Annotated in this window: 16 protein-coding genes and 1 tRNA gene; 6 read left to right on the top strand and 11 right to left on the bottom strand. The window is 66.6% G+C overall.

Annotated elements, in window-relative coordinates; all coding sequences use genetic code 11:
* Positions 1-5 precede the first annotated feature (5 nt).
* From KT882_RS07845 to KT882_RS07820, 6 genes are read right to left on the bottom strand one after another with little or no spacing between them, the layout of a single operon-like run.
* Positions 6-1823, bottom strand: coding sequence for a HAMP domain-containing methyl-accepting chemotaxis protein (locus tag KT882_RS07845; RefSeq protein WP_228895202.1), 1818 nt, complete (start codon positions 1821-1823; stop codon positions 6-8).
* Positions 1824-1832: 9 nt separating this feature from the next.
* Entirely contained in the window at positions 1833-2357 is a 525-nt protein-coding gene (locus KT882_RS07840; protein WP_228895200.1) for a chemotaxis protein CheW, read from the bottom strand.
* Between the two features lie 22 nt (positions 2358-2379).
* Complete coding sequence (locus KT882_RS07835; protein ID WP_228895198.1) at positions 2380-4581, bottom strand: chemotaxis protein CheA; 2202 nt, start codon at positions 4579-4581, stop codon at positions 2380-2382.
* Between the two features lie 54 nt (positions 4582-4635).
* Entirely contained in the window at positions 4636-4938 is a 303-nt protein-coding gene (locus KT882_RS07830) for an STAS domain-containing protein (RefSeq protein ID WP_161072507.1), read from the bottom strand.
* Entirely contained in the window at positions 4935-5303 is a 369-nt protein-coding gene (locus KT882_RS07825; protein WP_107876323.1) for a response regulator, read from the bottom strand. The genes KT882_RS07830 and KT882_RS07825 overlap by 4 nt, the downstream gene beginning before the upstream one ends.
* A gap of 9 nt (positions 5304-5312) precedes the next feature.
* A complete protein-coding gene (locus KT882_RS07820; protein ID WP_228895196.1) occupies positions 5313-6461 on the bottom strand; it encodes a methyl-accepting chemotaxis protein in 1149 nt (382 codons plus the stop codon).
* A 204-nt stretch (positions 6462-6665) separates the two neighbouring features.
* On the opposite strand from KT882_RS07820, the gene KT882_RS07815 reads away from it, so the two are divergent.
* The 4 genes from KT882_RS07815 (at position 6666) to KT882_RS07800 (ending at position 10568) form a co-directional block, all read left to right on the top strand.
* Positions 6666-6742, top strand: a tRNA-Pro gene (locus KT882_RS07815).
* A gap of 36 nt (positions 6743-6778) precedes the next feature.
* A complete protein-coding gene (locus tag KT882_RS07810; RefSeq protein WP_228895194.1) occupies positions 6779-7864 on the top strand; it encodes a helix-turn-helix transcriptional regulator in 1086 nt (361 codons plus the stop codon).
* A gap of 79 nt (positions 7865-7943) precedes the next feature.
* On the top strand, positions 7944-8825 hold the full coding sequence (locus tag KT882_RS07805; protein ID WP_228895192.1) for a hypothetical protein: 882 nt from the start codon (positions 7944-7946) through the stop codon (positions 8823-8825).
* A gap of 93 nt (positions 8826-8918) precedes the next feature.
* Complete coding sequence (locus KT882_RS07800) at positions 8919-10568, top strand: FKBP-type peptidyl-prolyl cis-trans isomerase (protein WP_161072510.1); 1650 nt, start codon at positions 8919-8921, stop codon at positions 10566-10568.
* Here KT882_RS07800 and KT882_RS07795 read toward each other — a convergent pair.
* The 4 genes from KT882_RS07795 to KT882_RS07780 form a co-directional block, all read right to left on the bottom strand.
* Positions 10555-11550 carry a 2-hydroxyacid dehydrogenase gene (locus KT882_RS07795; protein ID WP_228895190.1) on the bottom strand — a complete coding sequence of 332 codons (996 nt, stop codon included), beginning with the start codon at positions 11548-11550 and terminating at the stop codon, positions 10555-10557. The genes KT882_RS07800 and KT882_RS07795 overlap by 14 nt on opposite strands.
* Positions 11550-11843: a hypothetical protein gene (locus KT882_RS07790; RefSeq protein ID WP_228895188.1), complete on the bottom strand. Its 294-nt coding sequence runs from the start codon at positions 11841-11843 to the stop codon at positions 11550-11552. Before KT882_RS07790 ends, KT882_RS07795 begins: the two co-directional genes overlap by 1 nt.
* 110 nt (positions 11844-11953) lie before the next feature.
* Positions 11954-13345 (bottom strand): heavy metal sensor histidine kinase, encoded by a 1392-nt coding sequence (locus KT882_RS07785; protein WP_161072513.1) that lies wholly within the window; start codon positions 13343-13345, stop codon positions 11954-11956.
* Positions 13342-14031, bottom strand: a complete 690-nt coding sequence (locus KT882_RS07780; RefSeq protein ID WP_228896570.1) for a heavy metal response regulator transcription factor — start codon at positions 14029-14031, stop codon at positions 13342-13344. The genes KT882_RS07785 and KT882_RS07780 overlap by 4 nt, the downstream gene beginning before the upstream one ends.
* A 136-nt stretch (positions 14032-14167) precedes the next feature.
* Here KT882_RS07780 and KT882_RS07775 point away from each other — a divergent pair, with 136 nt between their 5' ends.
* Positions 14168-14698: a GlcG/HbpS family heme-binding protein gene (locus KT882_RS07775; RefSeq protein WP_161072618.1), complete on the top strand. Its 531-nt coding sequence runs from the start codon at positions 14168-14170 to the stop codon at positions 14696-14698.
* A gap of 9 nt (positions 14699-14707) precedes the next feature.
* Positions 14708-15112: a hydroxyisourate hydrolase gene (gene uraH / locus KT882_RS07770; protein WP_228895186.1), complete on the top strand. Its 405-nt coding sequence runs from the start codon at positions 14708-14710 to the stop codon at positions 15110-15112.
* A gap of 29 nt (positions 15113-15141) precedes the next feature.
* Here the strand turns inward: uraH and KT882_RS07765 are convergent, their stop codons facing one another.
* On the bottom strand, positions 15142-17514 hold the full coding sequence (locus tag KT882_RS07765) for a DNA polymerase II (protein ID WP_228895184.1): 2373 nt from the start codon (positions 17512-17514) through the stop codon (positions 15142-15144).
* Positions 17515-17597: the final 83 nt, after the last annotated feature.

Here is a 17597-nt window from a genome sequence, read left to right as displayed (position 1 = left end):
CCGGCTCAGAAGCGCACGAAATTGCTGTCGTCCGGCTCGGTCTCGACCACCAGGGTGCGCGTGCTGGGCGCGCTCCGGCCGCGCACCGGCGCGGTGGCGGCGCGGCGCGGCGGCGGACGCCGGTCGCTGCCTTCCACCCGGAAGAAGGCCACCGCCTGCTGCAGCTGCTCGGCCTGGCCGCTCATCTCCTCGGCGGTGGCGGCCAGCTCTTCGGAACTGGAGGCGTTCTGCTGGGTGGTCTGGCTGAGCTGGCCTATCGCGGAGTTGATCTGCGCCACGCCGCTCGATTGCTCTTCGGACGCGGCCGTGATCTCCTGCACCAGGTCGGAGGTTTTCTTGATGCTCGGCACCATCTCGTCGAGCAGCTTGCCGGCTTTTTGCGCCAGCTCCACGCTGCTGCCGGCCACTTCGCTGATCTCCTGCGCCGCCACCTGCGAGCGCTCGGCCAGCTTGCGCACCTCGGCCGCCACCACGGCGAAGCCCTTGCCGTGCTCGCCCGCCCGCGCCGCCTCGATGGCCGCGTTCAGCGCCAGCAGATTGGTCTGGTAGGCAATGTCGTCGATGATGCTGATTTTCTTGGCGATCTGCGTCATCGCTTCCACCGTGGATTTCACGGCCGAGCCGCCCTCGGCGGCCTGGGCCGAGGCCTGGCCGGCCATGCTGTCGGTCACCTTGGCGTTCTCGGTGTTCTGCGCAATCGAAGCGGTCATCTGCTCGACCGAGGCGCTGGTTTCCTCCACGCCAGCGGCCTGCTCGCTGGCCGCCTGCGACAGCGACTGCGCGGTGGCGGAGATTTCCTCGGAAGCGCTGGCCAGCGCCTGGGCGCCGCTGCTCACCTCGGTCAGCACCGAGGACAGCTTGTCTATCATGGTTTTCATGGCGAACAGCAGGCTGGCCTTGTCGCCGGGCCGCAGGTCGACCTGCACCATCAGGTCGCCGCGCGCCACTTCGTTGACGATGCGCGCCGCGTAAGCCGGCTCGCCGCCGATCTGCTGCAGCAGCTTGTCCACCATCTGCTTCATCGAATACAACAGGCTGCTGGTGTCGCCCGGCCGCAGCTGCACGTCGACCGCGAAATTGCCCTGCGCCACTTCATGCACAATGCCCGCCGCATACGCCGGCTCCCCGCCCAGCTGGCGCAGCACACCGCTCAGTATCATCCAGCCTATGCCTATCAGCAGCAGCAGCGCCAGCGCGGCGGCGGCGTACATCAAGGTGAGCGCGCGGTTGGAGGACTCTTCAGCGTTGGCCACGGCGGCGGTGCCGTATTTCTCGTTGAGCTCGACCACCTTGCCCAGCGAGGCTTCGGCCGCGTCAAACAGCTGGCGCTGCGCGGTCAGCTCGGTGTGCATGGCGGCGAACGCGTCCTTGCGTTTCTCGGCGCTGCCGGCGCGGCCCACCTCGGCCGCCATCTGGTCGTAGCGCGTATCGGCCGCCTTCCACGCGTCCCATTCCTTGACGAACTGCTTCCACAACACCGCCTCCTCGGTTTCCTGCGGCAGCGCGTCGTAGATTTTCCAGGCCTTGTCCACGCGCGCGTTGAACTCCTGCTTGCGCTTGAGCAGCCGGTCCACCTCGACAAACTCGTCGGGATAGGCCGCCACCGCGTCGATGGCCCGGCTGGCCGAGCGCAGCGCCGTCATGCCCTGGTTGATGGTTTGCAGGCTGAGCACGGAGGGCAGCTTGTTGCGGCCCACGTCGTCCAGCATCACGCGGTCGTGCTGCATGCCGCGTATACCGATCGCCATCACGATCAGCAGGGCCAGCAGGCTCACGCCCACCAGGGTGATCAGCTTGGCACGCACCGTCATGTTATTGAGCATAGAGCCTCCTTAGGCGGGCGCGGCGGCAACCTGCGCCATCGCTTCCAGTTCGGACACGGACAGCACCTGGTCGGTGTTGAGCAGGATCACGAACTTGCCGTTGACCTTGCCCATGCCGGCGATGAATTCGGCACGGATGCGGGCGCCGAACTGCGGCGCCTTTTCGATGTCCGCCGGCGGAATGTCGATCACGGCGTTGACCGCGTCCACCATCACGCCCACCACCTGCTGCTCGCCGTCCGCGTCGATCTCGACAATGACGATGGCGGTGCGCTTGCCGATCTGCGTGGCGGGGCGGCCGAAACGCGCCGCGAGGTCCATCACCGGCACCACCGCGCCGCGCAGATTGATCACGCCGCGCACGCACTCGGGCATCAGCGGCACCGTGGTCAGGCCCTCGTACTCGATGATTTCCTTGATGGCCAGGATGCCGATGGCGAACACTTCGCCGCCCAGCATAAAGGTCAGGAACTGGGCCGACTCCTGTACTGCGGCCGGCGGCGTGCCCCGGCCTGCTTGCACCATAGCTGTCATGATGGTCTCCTTGTTGTTGTGTTCAGGCGGCCAGCTGCGGGGTGTCGGCCGAACCGCCGCCTCCGCCGCCGCGCCCGACGATGGCCGGCACGTCCAGGATCAGGGCCACCTCGCCGCTGCCCAGGATGGTCGAGCCGCTGATGCAGCGCAGCTGGCTGAACATGCGCCCCAGCGGCTTGATGACGGTCTGGAATTCGCCGTGCAGCGCGTCCACCACCAGGCCGATGCGCTGGCCCTGGTGCTTCACGACCACGATGCTTTCGCGCCGCGGCGGCGGCGTGCTGACGCCGAACAGCGAACGCAGCCGGATGAAGGGCAGCACCTGGCCGCGCAGATTGGTGTAGTCGTGGCCGGGCTCGGCGGCGAATTCGATGCATTCATCGATCATGTCCAGCGGCACCACGAAGGTGGCCGTGCCCAGGCCAACCAGGAAGCCGTCGATAATGGCCAGCGTCAGCGGCAGGCGCACGGTGACCGTGGTGCCCAGGCCGGGCGCGCTGTCCACCATGACGGTGCCGCGCAGCGCGGTGATGTTGCGCTTGACCACGTCCATGCCCACGCCGCGCCCGGACAGATTGGTGATGGCGGCCGCGGTGGAGAAGCCCGGCTCGAAGATCAGGCCGTAGATTTCCTGGTCGCTCAGCTTGCGGTCCGGCTCGATCAGCCCGCGCTCGATGGCCTTGGCCAGGATGCGCTCGCGGTCCAGGCCGCCACCGTCGTCGCTCACTTCGATGACGATGCTGCCCGAGTCGTGGAAGGCGTTCAGGCGCACGGTGCCGCGCAGCGGCTTGCCGCGCTCGGCGCGCAGCTCGGCCGGTTCGATACCGTGGTCGATGGCGTTGCGCACCAGGTGGGTCAGCGGGTCGCCGATTTTCTCCACCACGGTCTTGTCCAGTTCGGTGTCCTCGCCGCTCACGGCCAGGCCGATGTCCTTGCCGATTTCGCGCGCCACGTCGTGCACCACGCGCTGGAAGCGGTTGAAGGTGGCGCCGATTTTCACCATGCGCAACTGCAGCGCCGAATCGCGCACCTGCTCCACCAGGTCGCTCAGCATGGAGGTGCATTCGAGCAGCTCGCTGTTGCGCACCTGGCGCGCGATCAGGTTGGCCGAAGCGCCCACGATAATCAGCTCGCCCACCAGGTTGATCAAGAGGTCCAGCTTGTCGGCGTCCACGCGGATGGAGCGGCTTTCGGCCGGCTTGGGATCGCCGCCCTGCTTCTGCTTGCTCAGCGCGGCCTCCACCATGGCCGGCTCGGCCGTGCCCTGCCCCACCAGGATCGCGCCCAGCGGCGGCGCGGCGGCCGGCGAGTGGCCGGCGGCCGCCTGCACCTGCAGCGCCGCGTCCAGTTCGCGCTGGGTGATGCAGCCGCAGCGCACCAGGATGTCGCCCAGCAGCGCCTTCTGCTCGGGCAACTCGCGGATCAGGCGCACATACTCCTCGACCCGGCTGCGCGGCGGCAGGATGTGCAGGGTGCAGGAGTCCTGCACGAATTCGAACACGCCTTCGATGGCGGCCTTGTCGGCCTCGGTTTCCAGCGCGATTTCAAAGCCCAGGTAGCAGGTCTCGGGGTCCATCTGCTCGGCGGCGGGGATGGCGTCGGCCAGCGTGACGATGCCGACGATGCGGCCGATCTGGCCCAGGTAGCGGATAAAGGACAGCGGGTCCATGCCGTCGCGCAGCACGTCGGGACCGAAGCGCAGCGACAGGTGCCAGGCGTCGCTGGAGCCGCCCGGCTCGCCCATGCGCTCCACGCCGGGGTGGTCTTCCGCCACCAGCGCGCCGCCTTCGCCATGGCTGGCCTGGCCATGGCCGCCGTCGGCTGGCTGGCCCATCTGCGCGCGCAGCTGGACGATCAGCGGCTTGCCCTCGGCCAGCATGGCGGCGTCGGCCTCGGTCTGGCCCGCCGCCAGCGCCGTGATCATGCCCGACAGGTGGTCGCAGCAGGACAGCAGCAGCACGATCAGTTCGTCGCTCAGCGCCAGCTTGCCGTCGCGCACCTCATCGAGCAGGCTTTCCACCACGTGGGTGAATTCCACGATATGGTCCAGGCTGAACAGCCCGGCCGAGCCCTTGATGGTGTGGGCCGCGCGGAAGATGGCGTGCACCGCCTCGTCGCCCCCGCCCTCGCCGGAGTGGCCCGCGTTGAGCAACGCGTTCTCCATGTCCTCCAGCAGTTCGCGGCTTTCCAGGATGAAGGTTTGTAGCGCCAGGTCCAAGTCCATCGTTTTGCCTCCAGAGAGGGTACGGCAGTGCGGGGGGAGTGCTCGGTGATGCGCTTAGTGATCCTTGCGCGGAGCCATCAGCAGGGCGTCGCCGAACCAGGCGCCCAGGTCCAGCAGTTCAAACACGTCCAGCACGGCCGGGCTGTGGCCGGTGAGGCGCAGCTCGCGCTTGTCGGCGCGCGCGGCCTGCTTGGCCAGCATCAGCACCTGCAGGCCGGCGCTGTCGACTTCGGTCACGCCGGCCAGGTCGACCTCCAGGCTGGTGCTGCGCTGCAGCTCGCCCAGCAGCAGGGTCTTCAGGTCGGCCGCGCGGTAGATATTCAGTTCGCCGTCGATGGCGATGCGGGCCGCGCTCACGGCAGCACCAGCTTCTGCACCGCCCCCAGCAGCACTTCCGGCTTGAAGGGCTTGACCACCCAGGCCTTGGCGCCGGCCGCCTGGCCTTCGCGCTTTTTCGCCTCCTGCGACTCGGTGGTCAGCATGATGACGGGGGTGAACTTGTAATTGGGTAGCTGCTTGATTTCCTTGACGAAGGTAATCCCATCCATATTGGGCATGTTGACGTCGCACACCACCAGGTTGACCTTCTGTCCGGTCAGCTTGGACAGCGCATCCATGCCGTCGCGCGCTTCGATCACGTCATAACCCGCGCTTTTCAGCGCAATGCCGACCACCTGCCGCAGCGAGGCTGAATCGTCGATGACCATGATGGTTTTTGCCATAGTGCTTCCCTAGAAAAATGTCACTTCGTCGGACGGTGCCGCGATCGCTTTCTGATCGCCCCGGTGCACAGCGTGCTCCTCGGCCATTGCATAGGTTTTCTCCAGCTCGCCCAGCAGCGCATTGGCGTGCGGCGCCTCCAGTGTAGCGCCATGCTGAAATTGGCGGCGGTTCTCGTCAAGCAAACTGGGCAAAAGCCCGATATTGTGGCTCACATGCCCCAGAACCTGGCTCACGCGGTCCTGGAATTGCAGCTGCACCAGCGCCTCTCCCACTTCCCCTTTGATAGTGACGCTCTCCTGCTTGAGCAGTTCGGACGACTGCGCCATGGCGTCGGTGAGGTTGCGGAACTCGCGCAGCACCGCGTCGATGGTGCCTTCGGATGATTGCATGGCCTGGTCCTCGGCCGCGCTCGATTCGGTGGCGGCCTTGCAGGCGGATACGATGGCGCTGCTGATCTTGCCCACGCGGTCGCTGATGCTGCGGCCGGTTTCGGCCGAGCGGTTGGACAGGTTGCGCACCTCCTGCGCCACCACGGCGAAGCCGCGTCCGGCCGGGCCGGCGCGCGCCGCCTCGATGGCCGCGTTCAGCGCCAGCAGATTGGTCTGCGCGGCAATGCTGGCCACGCCCTCGGCCATGTCGCGCAGCTCGCGCGTGAACTGCTCCAGTTCGCGGATGCGGGTCAGCATGGCGTGCTTGGAGGCCAGCGCCGATTTCATGGTGGCGACCACCTCGCCCAGCTGGCGTTCGCTGTGCGTGAACACCTGGCTCAGGGAGGCGCCATCCTGGCTGTCGGCGGCGGCGCTGGACAGGCGCAGCGTGTCGTCCAGCTTGTCGACGATGGTGGAGAAGCGGCTGGCCAGTTCGGACACCGCCTCTTCCATCTGGCTGCGCGAGGATTCGATGTGGCGGCACCAGACCGGCGTGACTTCCTCGGCGAACTGCTGGCGGCCGTCAAGATAGTCATGCACTTCGGCGCGCGGGTCGGACTTGCCGCCGCTGAGCTGCAGCCAGGCGTAGGCGCCTGCGGCGAGGAAGGCCAGCGCCCCCAGGATGCCATACCAGCCGCCGTGGGGCCAGAACAGCGCCATCAGGGCGCCGGCGAGAGCGAGGGCGGCCGGATAGTTGCGGCCGCCGGTATTGTCCAGAAGTGAGTTCAATGGGCGTCTTCTCAGGGTGGGAGAACTTCAAACCATGTCATGCACACTGCCGTATCATTCTATCAAAAAGGTATTTGCCTTATGCAATATCAATGCGCTTGTACCAAAAAACCACGCTTGCACGAAAAACGTGCAGTGTTGCCATGGCGATTCAGCATCGTTGCCATTTCCGTCATTTTCTGCTGTAATTTAGCCCTGCACCGTCGGGGTGTGGCTCAGCCTGGTAGAGCGCTGCGTTCGGGACGCAGAGGCCGGAGGTTCGAATCCTCTCACCCCGACCAAGCGTGCGGGCACGACGGCCTTTCCGCAGGATGAAGATGCTAATAGAAGCTGAGCAATGGGATCGCGCAGTCGTCAGTCTTTACGACACCATATTACAACCCGATACCCTGCCGTCCGAGCTGGCGAAGCTCAATCGCATGCTCGACTCGGATGTCTGCCATCTGCTCGGCCTGGCGCCGGACGGCGAAATGGTCACCAACATCCTCACTGAAGCCAGCTATGCGGATTCGGTAGCCGACTATGCCAATTTCGTCGACCTCGATCCGCGCCGCAACTACTTCGATACGCAGCCCATCGGCGCGGCCAACCGGTGCAGCAAGCTGTTTAACGAGCGCTTCGCCAGCCGCAGCGCGTTCTACCAGGATTACCTACGGCCCCACGGCCTGCGCTATATCGTCGGCTCATGCCTGTACCGCAGCGCGGCACAGACCGTCTTCGTGGGCTTCAACCACGGCCGGGGCAGACAGGCGTTTTCCGATGCCGACGAAGCCATGTTCGGCAAAGTGTGCCGGCACCTCAGCACCGTCGTGGCGAGCCAGATCCATACCCAGTCGCTCAGCCAGGCCATCCATTCCGGCGAGCAGGCGCTGTCGTCGCTGCAGCAGGGGGTGATGGGCGTAAACGGCAAGGGCGGGATTTGCTACCTGAACCGCTACGCGGAACAGCATGTGCCCAAGGCCGAGCTGGAATCGGGCGCCTTGGCGGAAGGCGGCGCCCTGATGGCGCTGGTGCGCCGAGTGCGCGGCGACGGCTTGCCGCATAGCGCCCTGCTCGCGCCGCAGCCACCGTTGCCGAAGCAGCACGTGACGGCCTTTCCCGCCCGTCCTGCGGAGCGCGCGCTGATGCTGTGGGAGCAGCGCGCCGAGGTGGTGCTGGTCTTCAACGCCGGTGATCGCCGGGCAAGCGCGCGCCCCAGCCAGCTCATCGCCTGGTTCGGCCTCTCGCCGGCAGAGTCGCGGCTGGCACATGAGCTGGGGGCCGGCTGCACCGTTGACCAGTACGCAAGCAAGTACGCCATCAGCGTCGCCACCGCGCGCACGCAGCTGCGCGCGGTGCTGAAAAAAACCCGGGCGCCGCGCCTTCAGGATCTCATCCGGCTGCTGGCAAGCCTGCCTGTATAAAATCATCACTTTTGATGATGCCGCAGCGGCCGCGCCCGATGCACTATCTCACCGGTCTATACTCTTGTGAGGTATCCGAATGCCACCGTTTTCCACATCCCGCTTCCTTCTTCCATTCATCGCGCTGCTGGCGGCCAGTGCCGCCATCGCTGCGGACGGCGCCGCCAACGTCACGCGGCAAAACCTGCGGCCCATTGGAGAGTACATCCCGTACTATGCAGTCAACGAGGGCGACGAGAAACTGAATGCGGCCAATCTTGCCGCCATACGCGGCATGTACTGGTCCAAGGCGGCGCGCGACCATGCATTGTTGGCCTACGACTTTCTTCCGGCTTATCGCCAGGAAAAAGACACGTTCAAACGCGCCGATTTGCTCAAGGCCAGCACCGCGCAGCTCGACAGTGCGTACAAGGCGAGCCAAGGCAGCGTGCTTTATGCGGTGCACCGGCCCGATACCGGGGGGCTGGTGGTGGGGCGCTACGACGCCGCGCAACGCGGCTTTGAAGTCTCCCTGCGTGCGAACCAAGGGGAAGGCTACAGCTGGAACAAGCCCAACGAGAGCGGCACCAAGCCCGATCCCAAGTGGGTGGTAACGCTGGTTGGCGCCTGGACGAATCAGCGCGCCCACGAGGCAAAACCCTTCTACCACCCGAAGAGCGAGGGCGAAGCGCGCGAGATCGAAAACCGGCTGTCGTCCATCGTCACCACCAATGCGACGTCGGCCTACTTGCCATGCATTTATCTCGGCCACATCGTCAAATCGGTGGGCAGCGACTGGCGCGAGCCGGCGACCTCCTATCTGGTGGTCGATGCCGTGGTGGCGCTGAGTCCCAAAGACGGCAAGCCCCTGTTCACGATAGACCGCAAGGATCTTGGCGACGTGATCAGAATCGACAAGCCCCAGCTGGCGAAGGTGCTGGAGGTGGAGCCTACGAAAAGGCCCAGCGCGAGGTTTATGTAAGCGCCGCAGTCTCGAAGCCGCGCCCGCGCATGATTGCCGCAACGCAATCCAATACGCTACACTAGGCGGCTTTGAAAACTGAAAATATCGAACATGCGTCCCTTCCTGCGTAACGCCAGCCTGCTGACCACACTCGTTTTCGTCCTGGCAGGCTGCGGCGGCGGGGCCGGCAGCGAGACGGCACCGGCGGCGCAGCAGCGGCTGCGCCAGTCCGCGGCCGCCCAGCCCGGCGCCGCCCTCATCGTGCTCAACGGCGCGCGCGCCAATTACAGCATCAGCAAAACCGCCGACGGCTACCTGGTCACCGACAACCGCGGCAGCGAAGCGCCGCGCACGGTGGCCGCCACCGCGCGCCTGCGCTTCAGCGACATTTCGCTCACCTTCGATCTGGACGGCGTTCCCGGCCAGGCCTACCGCCTCTACCGGGCCGCCTTCGCGCGCACGCCGGACGTATCAGGGCTAGGCTACTGGATGGGCGTGCTCGACCGTGGCTATGGCCTGGTCAACGTGGCCCAGGGCTTTGTCGGCTCGGCCGAGTTCATCAACCTGTACGCCGGCGCCACCACGAATAGCGCCATCGTCACCCAGTTCTATAAAAACGTCCTGAACCGCGAAGGCGACGCCGTCGGCCAAGCCTACTGGGTCAATATCCTCGACAGCAAAGCCGCCTCCGTGGCCGCCGTGCTGGCCAGTTTCAGCGACAGCCCGGAAAACATCAACGCCACCGCCGCCGTTGTGCAAAACGGCATCGCCTACCTCGAAGCCGGCGTAGCCTACGACGGCATGCCGGCCAGCTTCCCGCTGCGCGCGGCCTACCACCAGCGCGTCTTCGCCGGCGGTACGGACTACCTGACCATTTCGGGCGACTGCAGCGGCTACGCGGCCTTCAGCAACGCGCTGCCGGGCGCCGGCAGCTTCGAGGGCGGCAGCGCGCTGCTGGCGCAAACCAGTGTCAGCGTGGGCCTGACGACCTGCTACCCCGCCAGCCTGGGCTGGAACAGCATCGACTATTTCGACGGCAGCGACGCCCTGCTCGGCCACGCCGAGCCCGGCAGCGAATACGACGTCAGCACGGGCGAGCAGCGCAGCCTGCCGGCAGCGGCCAGGATCGGCGACCAGGGCATCTACGCCACCCAGGCGCGCTACGCCAGCAGTGCCAAGCAAGGCAGCCCCGGCAAGCGCGTGCTGAGCTACGCGCTGGAAGCGGACGGCAACTCGCGCACCAGCGCCATCCTGAAACTGACGGCGGTGCACAGCGACGCGAGCGGCGCCACGGCCCTGACCCGCGTTGCCCGCTACCGCATCGGCAGCGACGGCTCGCTGGCGCAGCTGGCCGTGGACGAGACCTATTCCAGCGGCGTCCACCTGCTCTACACGCAATCCCCCGCCAGCGCCCAGCCAGCGGCGCTGACGGTGACCGACACCCTGCCCGGCAGCGGCGCCGCCGCCCAGAACGGCCAGACGCTGACCGTCAACTACACCGGCTGGCTGTACGATCCGGCCGCACCCGGCTTCAAGGGCGCGCAATTCGATTCCTCGAGCGGACGCGGCCCCTTCAGCTTCACGCTGGGCCAGGGCGCTGTCATCCAGGGCTGGGACCAGGGCATGCAGGGCATGCGGGTGGGCGGCAAGCGCACCCTGCTCATTCCAAGCAGCATGGGCTACGGCACCAGCGGCGCGGGCGCGTCGATTCCGGGCAACGCGGCCCTGGTGTTCGAAGTGGAAATGGTCAGCCTGAGGTAACGCGGTTCGCCAGCGCCTCGCCGCGCTCAAACGCGGTGAAGCTGGCGATGGTGGTCTGCATGATCTGGCCGATGGCTTCCTCCGTGAAGAACGCCTGGTGGCCGGTGACGATCACATTGGGAAAAGACACCAGCCGCTGGATCACGTCGTCGCGAATAATGGCCGAGGACAGGTCCTGGAAAAACAGGCTGGCTTCCTGCTCGTAGACGTCGATCGCCAGGCCGCCCAGCTGGCCGGTCTTGAGCGCCTCGGTGGCGGCCACGGTATCGACCAGGCCGCCCCGGCTGGTATTGATCAGGATGCTGCCGCGCTTGGCGCGCGCCAGCGCGGCAGCGTTGACGATGTGGCGGGTGTCCTCGGTCAGCGGACAGTGCAGCGACACCACGTCGCTGCAGGCCAGCAATTCCTCAACCGGGACATAGCGCCCTCCCATCTCCTCGAAGGCGGCCGACGGATAGCGGTCGTAGCCGACCACGGCGCAGCCGAAGCCCAGCATGATGCGCGCGAAGATGGTGCCGATCTTGCCGGTGCCGATCACGCCCACCGTTTTGCCGTGCAGGTCGAAGCCCATCAGGCCATCGAGGTCGAAATTGCCTTCGCGCGTGCGGACGCTGGCGCGGGCGATTTTGCGGTTGACCGCCAGCAGCAGGCCGACTGCAAACTCGGCCACCGAATACGGTGAGTACTCGGCCACGCGCACCACGGCAATGCCATGCCGCTCGGCGGCGGCAATGTCGATCTGGTTGTAGCCGGTGGAACGGGTGGCCACCAGCAGCGTGCCCTGCGCGGCCAGCAGCGCCAGCACCTCGGCGTCCACCGTGTCGTTGACGAAGACGCACACCGCCGCGCAGCCGGCGGCCAGCGGCGCGCTCGCCGCCGTCAGGCGCTCATCCAGAAAAAGCAGCTCATGGCCCGCCTCCACGTTGGCGCGCGCCAGCATGGTCTTGTCGTAGCGGCGCGCACTGAATACGGCTGCCTTCATTAAATCAGGCCGTGGCGGAAGTAGGCGCGGGGACTGGAGACGGGCAGGTCGGACACTGCCAGCGTGGGCGCCAGGCCTTGCTGGTCGGCAACGCGGATCTTGCCTTCAGGACCCAGCACGCGCGCGATCACGCCCTGGTTCACGCCTATGCTGTTCAGGAAGTCCTCCGCCGCTGGCGTGCCGATGTCGCGCTGGACCTCCAGCGCCTGCCGCACTACGTACTCCAGGGAATGCCAGCCGGAAGTTTCAGACGTGGCCTGGGATTTTTCGCGTCGGTCGTGCTCGGGAGTCATGTCAGCCTCGCTCAGCATTGGTGGAAAGTCATGATTCCATATTACTGCATCCACTGTGGCTGAGCACGCAAAAATGACCCTCGGGCGCGACTATTTTGTTGCACTGCACATCACGGCGCGGCAGCCGCGAACGTGAGCGTAAAGCGGGTCTGTCCCGCCGCGGCCTCGACCGCTGCCGTGCCGCCGTGCAGTTCCATGATGGCGCGCACGATGGCCAGCCCCAGCCCGGTCGAACCGTCCGCATTGCCGCGCGCCGGGTCGGCGCGGTAAAAGCGCTCGAACAGATGCGGCAGGTGTTCCGGCGCAATCGGCGCGCCCGCATTGGCTACGCTGATCAAGGCCGTACCGGCGCCCCGCTCGGCCCGCAGCACAATGACGCTGCCCTCGTCGGCATGGCGCACCGCGTTCGATAGCAGGTTGGCCAGCGCGCGCCGCAGCAGGCCGGCATCGGCCAGCACCGCGCAGTCCCCCTCGCACACTATGCGCAGCCCGCGCTCCTCGGCGGCGCCCTCGAACAGCCCCGCCATCTTGCGCATCGCTTCCAGTGCGGACTGCGGCTGGCGGGCCGGCAGCAGCTCTTCCTGCCCTGCGCGCGCCAGGAACAGCATGCTCTCGATCATGCGCGCCAGCCGCTCCAGCTCTTCGATGTTCGATACGATCAGCTGCTCGTACTCCGCCGCGCTGCGCACCTGGCCCAGCATGACCTGGCTCTGCCCGAGCAAGTTGGTCACCGGCGTGCGGAATTCGTGCGCAAGGTCGGCGGAAAATCCCGACAGCCGCGCATAGCCTTGCTGCAGGCGCTCCAGCATGGCATTGAGCGCGGCAATCAGCGGTTCCAGTTCGGACGGCGCCTTGCCGGGGTCGAGCCGCTGCGCCAGCGTGCCCGGGCGGACCTGCGCCGCATGGGCCGCAACCACCCGCAACGGGCGCAGGCCGCGATGCAGCAGCAAGGCCGCGCACAAGGCGGCGGCCAGCGCGCTGACGGCGGAGGCGGCGGCAATCTGGCGCCGATAGCGGGTAAACAGCGCGGCACGCTCGGCATACACGCGGGCCACGGTGACGGTCACCTCGCCGGCGCCCATGCGGGCCGTGGCGGACACCACCCGGCCCGGATCGCCCCGGCTGCTGGTCCAATCCGCAATGGCTGCACGGTCCGCCGTTGCGCCGGCCGAAGGCGGCGCCGGATAGCGCTCGCCGCTGGCATTGATATCGGCCAGTATGGCGCCGTCCGGGGCCACGAAGCGCACCAGCGAGTTCTCCTGGCCGCTCATGGTGTCGCGGAAGAATTCCGGCTGATTGCGTATCAGTTCAGCGGCGCCGGGGCGCCCCAGCAGTATTTGCACCTGGCGCAGCTTGCCCATCAGCTGGATGTCGTCGCGCCGCTCGATCTCGTCCACGAACGCGCGGTACAAATAGGTGCCAAGGGCGGCGGCGGCCAGCGCCACAATCAGCATGAACATGGCCGTCACGCGCACCGCCAGCGAGTTGCGCCAGGCTTTCATGGCGCGGACGCCTCCACCTCGCACACATAGCCCATGCCGCGCCGGGTGTGGATCAGCTTTTGCTGGAAGGGGTCGTCGATCTTGCGCCGCAGGCGGCGCACGGCGGCGTCAATCACATTGGTGTCGCTGTCGAAGTTCATGTCCCATACCTGCGAAGCGATCAGCGAACGTGACAAAACCTGTCCCTGGCGCCGCGCCAGCAAGTGCAGCAAGGCGAATTCCTGCGACGTGAGCGTGACGGCGGCGCCGCTGCGGCGCACGCGCCGGCGCAGCACGTCGATCTCCATGTCGCCAATGCGCAGCACTTCCTCTTCGCGCACAGGCCCGCGCCGCAGCAGCGTGCGGATGCGCGCCACCAGCTCCACAAAGGCGAAGGGCTTGACCAGGTAGTCGTCGGCGCCCAGTTCCAGCCCGCGCACGCGGTCCTGCACTTCGTCGCGCGCGGTGAGGAACAGCACCGGGATTTGCTCGGTCGCAGGGTCGGCGCGCAAGGCCTCCAGCACCTGCCATCCGTCCATGCCGGGCAACATGATGTCGAGCACGATCAACTCGGTTTCGCCTTCGCGCGCCAGCGCCAGGCCATCGCGCCCGGTGCGGGCAAGCCGCACCGCGAAGCCGGACTCGCTCAGGCCGCGCAGCAGGTAGTCGCCGGTTTTCGGCTCGTCTTCGATGATCAGGATGGGCATGGCGGCGGACGCAGTCAAACGGCCATTCTACCCCCGCGCGCAGCACGCCAACATGACGAAATTATCATCTGGCGATCATCTTGCCGTCGGTGTCGCAATGCCACAATCCGGCTTCAATCACCTGAACGAGGACAGCATGTTGAAACCCGCCCTTATGCTAACCGGCGCGCTGCTTGGCGCCACGGCCGCGCTGCCGGCCGCCGCGCAGTTGCTCCGGCAGCCTGTACTCACGCTGGACAGCGCCAACAGGCTTGCCGCCGGCGCCATCGACGCCTGCCGGGGCAAGGGACGCGGCATCGTGGTGGCCGTGCTGGACCGGGGCGGGCAGCTGCTGGCCCTGCAGCGCGCCGAAGCGGCCGGTCCGCACAATATCGAAGCAGGCCGCCGCAAGGCTTACACCGCCCTGTCCACGCAGACGGCCACGCTGGACCTGGCGCGCCAGGCCGCAGCCGATCCCGATGCGCGCAACCTGAACACGCTGCCGGAACTGCTGCTGCTCGGCGGTGGCGTACCGCTGACGGTGCAGGGCCAGGCCGTAGGCGCGGTGGGCGTGGCGGGCGGCGGCGGCGCCGTCAACGACCACGCCTGCGCGATGGCCGCCATTGCCGCCGTGCCAGCGCTCGACCAGGCCGGCGCCGCCAAGCCTTCCCCTTCCACCCACCCTTAGGAGCACACCATGCCACAGATCAAACACCTTGCCTTCAGCCTTGCCCTCGCCCTGGCGGCGGCCGCGGCCGCCGCCAATCCACTCAGCGTGCACGTGCTGGACCTGCAAAACGGCCAGCCCACCGAAGGCATCCGCGTCACGCTGGAGCAGCGCAGCGGCGAGCAATGGCGCGCGCTGGCCAATGGCGTCACCAACGCGCAGGGCCGCATCGCCGCCCTGTATCCGGACGAGAAGACCATCGCGGCGGGCGAATACCGCATCGTCTTCGAGACCGGCGAGCACTACACGAAGCAAGGCAAGCAGACGTTCTTCCCGCGCATACCGGTGGAGTTCAAGGTGGACGCGCCGGCGCAGCACTATCACATTCCGCTGCTGCTCAGCCCTTACGGTTATTCCACCTATCGCGGCAATTAAAGCCTTGCGCCGGCGGGCCGCCGCCGCACTCAGAACAGATTGCCCTGTGACGTAGTCAGGCCGGCAAAGCTGTCGTTCAAGGGCAGCAGGATGGCGTCGGCGATGGGCTGCAGTTGCTTGGTCAGGTAGTGCTCATAGTCGATGCCGGACTTCACCACTTCCAGCGGCTCGGCGCCGCTGGTGGTCATCAAATAGCTGATCCAGCCGCCGTTCTGGTAGCGCTGCGGCCGCTGCAAGGACTTGTTGTAGTCGTCGGCCAGGCGCGCCGCGCGCACCTGCGGCGGCACGTTCACCTGGTATTCGTCCAGCCGGTGCCGCAGGCGCTTGCGGTACACCAGCAGCTCGTCGAACTCGCCCGAGACGGTCTTGCGCGCGTAGTCTCGCACATAGTCCTGGTAGGGCTGGTTGCGGAAGATGCGGTTGAACAGCCCTTTCTGGAATTCGTGCGCCAGTGGCGTCCAGTCGCTGCGCGCCACCTCCAGGCCGCGATAAATCACCTCCTCCTCGCCCTTGCCGTTCACGCTCAGGCCCGCGTAGCGCTTCTTGCTGCCGGTATCGGTGCCGCGTATGGTGGGCATGAAGAACTTGCGGTAGTGGGTGTCGAACTCAATCTCCAGCTGGCTGTCCAGGCCCAGCTCGCGCTTGAGCTTTTCCTTCCACCATGCGTTGATATGGTCCACCAGACCCTGCCCGATGGCGATGGCCGCGTCGTCCGCGTATTCTTTTTTCAGCCAGATGAAAATGGAATCCGTGTCGCCGTAGATCACGTCGTAGCCGGCCGCCTCCACCAGCTCGCGCGTGAGCTTCATCATCTCGTGCCCGCGCAGCGTGACCGAGGACACCAGCTTGGGATTGAAGAAGCGGCAGTCGGGCGAGCCCAGCACGCCGCAGAAGGAGTTCATCAGCAGCTTGAGCGCCTGCGACAGCGCTTCGTTCTTCTGCCGCTTGGCCTCGTCGCGCCCGGCCGACAGGGCGTTGACGATGGCGGGCAGGCAGTGTTTCTCGCGCGAGAACACGGCGCCGCGGAAACCGGGTATGCCTTGCTGCGCATCGGCCGCCGCGCCTTCGATCAGCCCCACCGGATCGACCATGAAGGTGCGGATGATGGAGGGGTACAGGCTTTTGTAGTCCAGCACCACCACCGAGTCGTACAGGCCGGGCTTGGAGTCCATCACGAAACCGCCGGGCGACGGTCCCACTTCGATGTCGCCGACACTGGGCGCCACGTAGCCTTCGCGGTGCATGCGCGGGAGGTAGTGGTGGCCGAAGGCGGCGATGGAGCCGCCGAAGTGGTCGGCCTGCAGCCCGGTCACGTGCGAACGCTCGAGGATGAAGGCCATCAGCCGCGCCTTGTCGAAGATGCGCGTCACCAGCTCGCAGTCCTTCAGGTTGTACAGCGCCAGCGCGGGCTTGTCTTCGCGGAAGCGGCGCTCGATCTCGGCCATCTTGTCGTAGGCGTCGCCGATGTCCTTGCCCTCGCCCAGCATGGTTTGCGCCACGTTCTCCAGGCTGAAGGACGGGAAAGTCCACGAGGCTGCGCGCAGCGCTTCGATGCCGTCCAGCGCGATGCGCCCGGCCAGGGACGCGAACACGTACTCCTGCTTGGCGTGGTGCTTGCGCCAGTCGATCTGCCTGCCCTCGCGGCCCAGCAGCAGCGGCACCTTGTGCTTGTCGGCGTTCTTTTGCAGCACGCGCAGGTCGAACTGCACCAGGCTCCAGCCCACGATCACGTCCGGGTCGTGCTGCTGAAACCAGGCGTTCAGCTTTTCTATCAGCTGGCGCGGCGTGGCGCAATACTCCAGTGCGAAATCAAGCTGCGGCGATGTCTCGGGTGCGGCGCCCAGCATGTAGACCTGGCGCTGGCCGCAGCCTTCCAGCGCGATGGAATACAGGTCTTCGTAGGCGCTGGTTTCTATGTCGAGCGACACCATTCTGAGCGCGGGCCGGTACTCCGGCGCGGGCTTGAGCTTGCAGCCGGTGATGGTGTGCCCGCGCTGCTCGCCGCCCGCGATCTGCACGGTGGCGGTAATGAAGCGCTCCATCAGGTAACGTTCGGGCGGGCGGATGTCGGCTTCGTAGAGCTTGATGCCGTGCTCGCGCAGGGTGCGCTCCAGCGCCGTCAGCTGCTTGTAGTGGCTGGTGTAGATGCCCACCACCGGCTGCTGGCTGAAGGTCTTCAGCGGCAGTTCGCGCACCTCGGCGCGCTGCTGGCCGGACAGGCCGAGCTGCGCCTCGATGGCCGCGCGCTGGCCCGCCTCGGCGAAGGCGACGGATGTCTGGGCCTCCAGCCTCACCTTGCGCGGTCCCTCGTCCGTGGCCAGCCAGAATTCGATCTCGGTGCCGTCGCGGGTGTCGCGCCAATGGCGGGTCAGGATGAAGCCTTGCTGGAAAGTCGGAGCCACGGGTGCGGTGTTTGTATGCGATGCCAGGATTATACTGTATATAAACCCAGCCCACCTTTGCCGGCCGCCTTGCGCCGCCGTGC

It is taken from the genome of Pseudoduganella aquatica (assembly GCF_020865585.1).
Taxonomy (GTDB): Bacteria; Pseudomonadota; Gammaproteobacteria; order Burkholderiales; family Burkholderiaceae_D; genus Rugamonas; species Rugamonas aquatica_A.
Note: the sequence above shows the minus strand (reverse complement) of the source record. Positions and strands in the feature narration are given on the sequence as shown.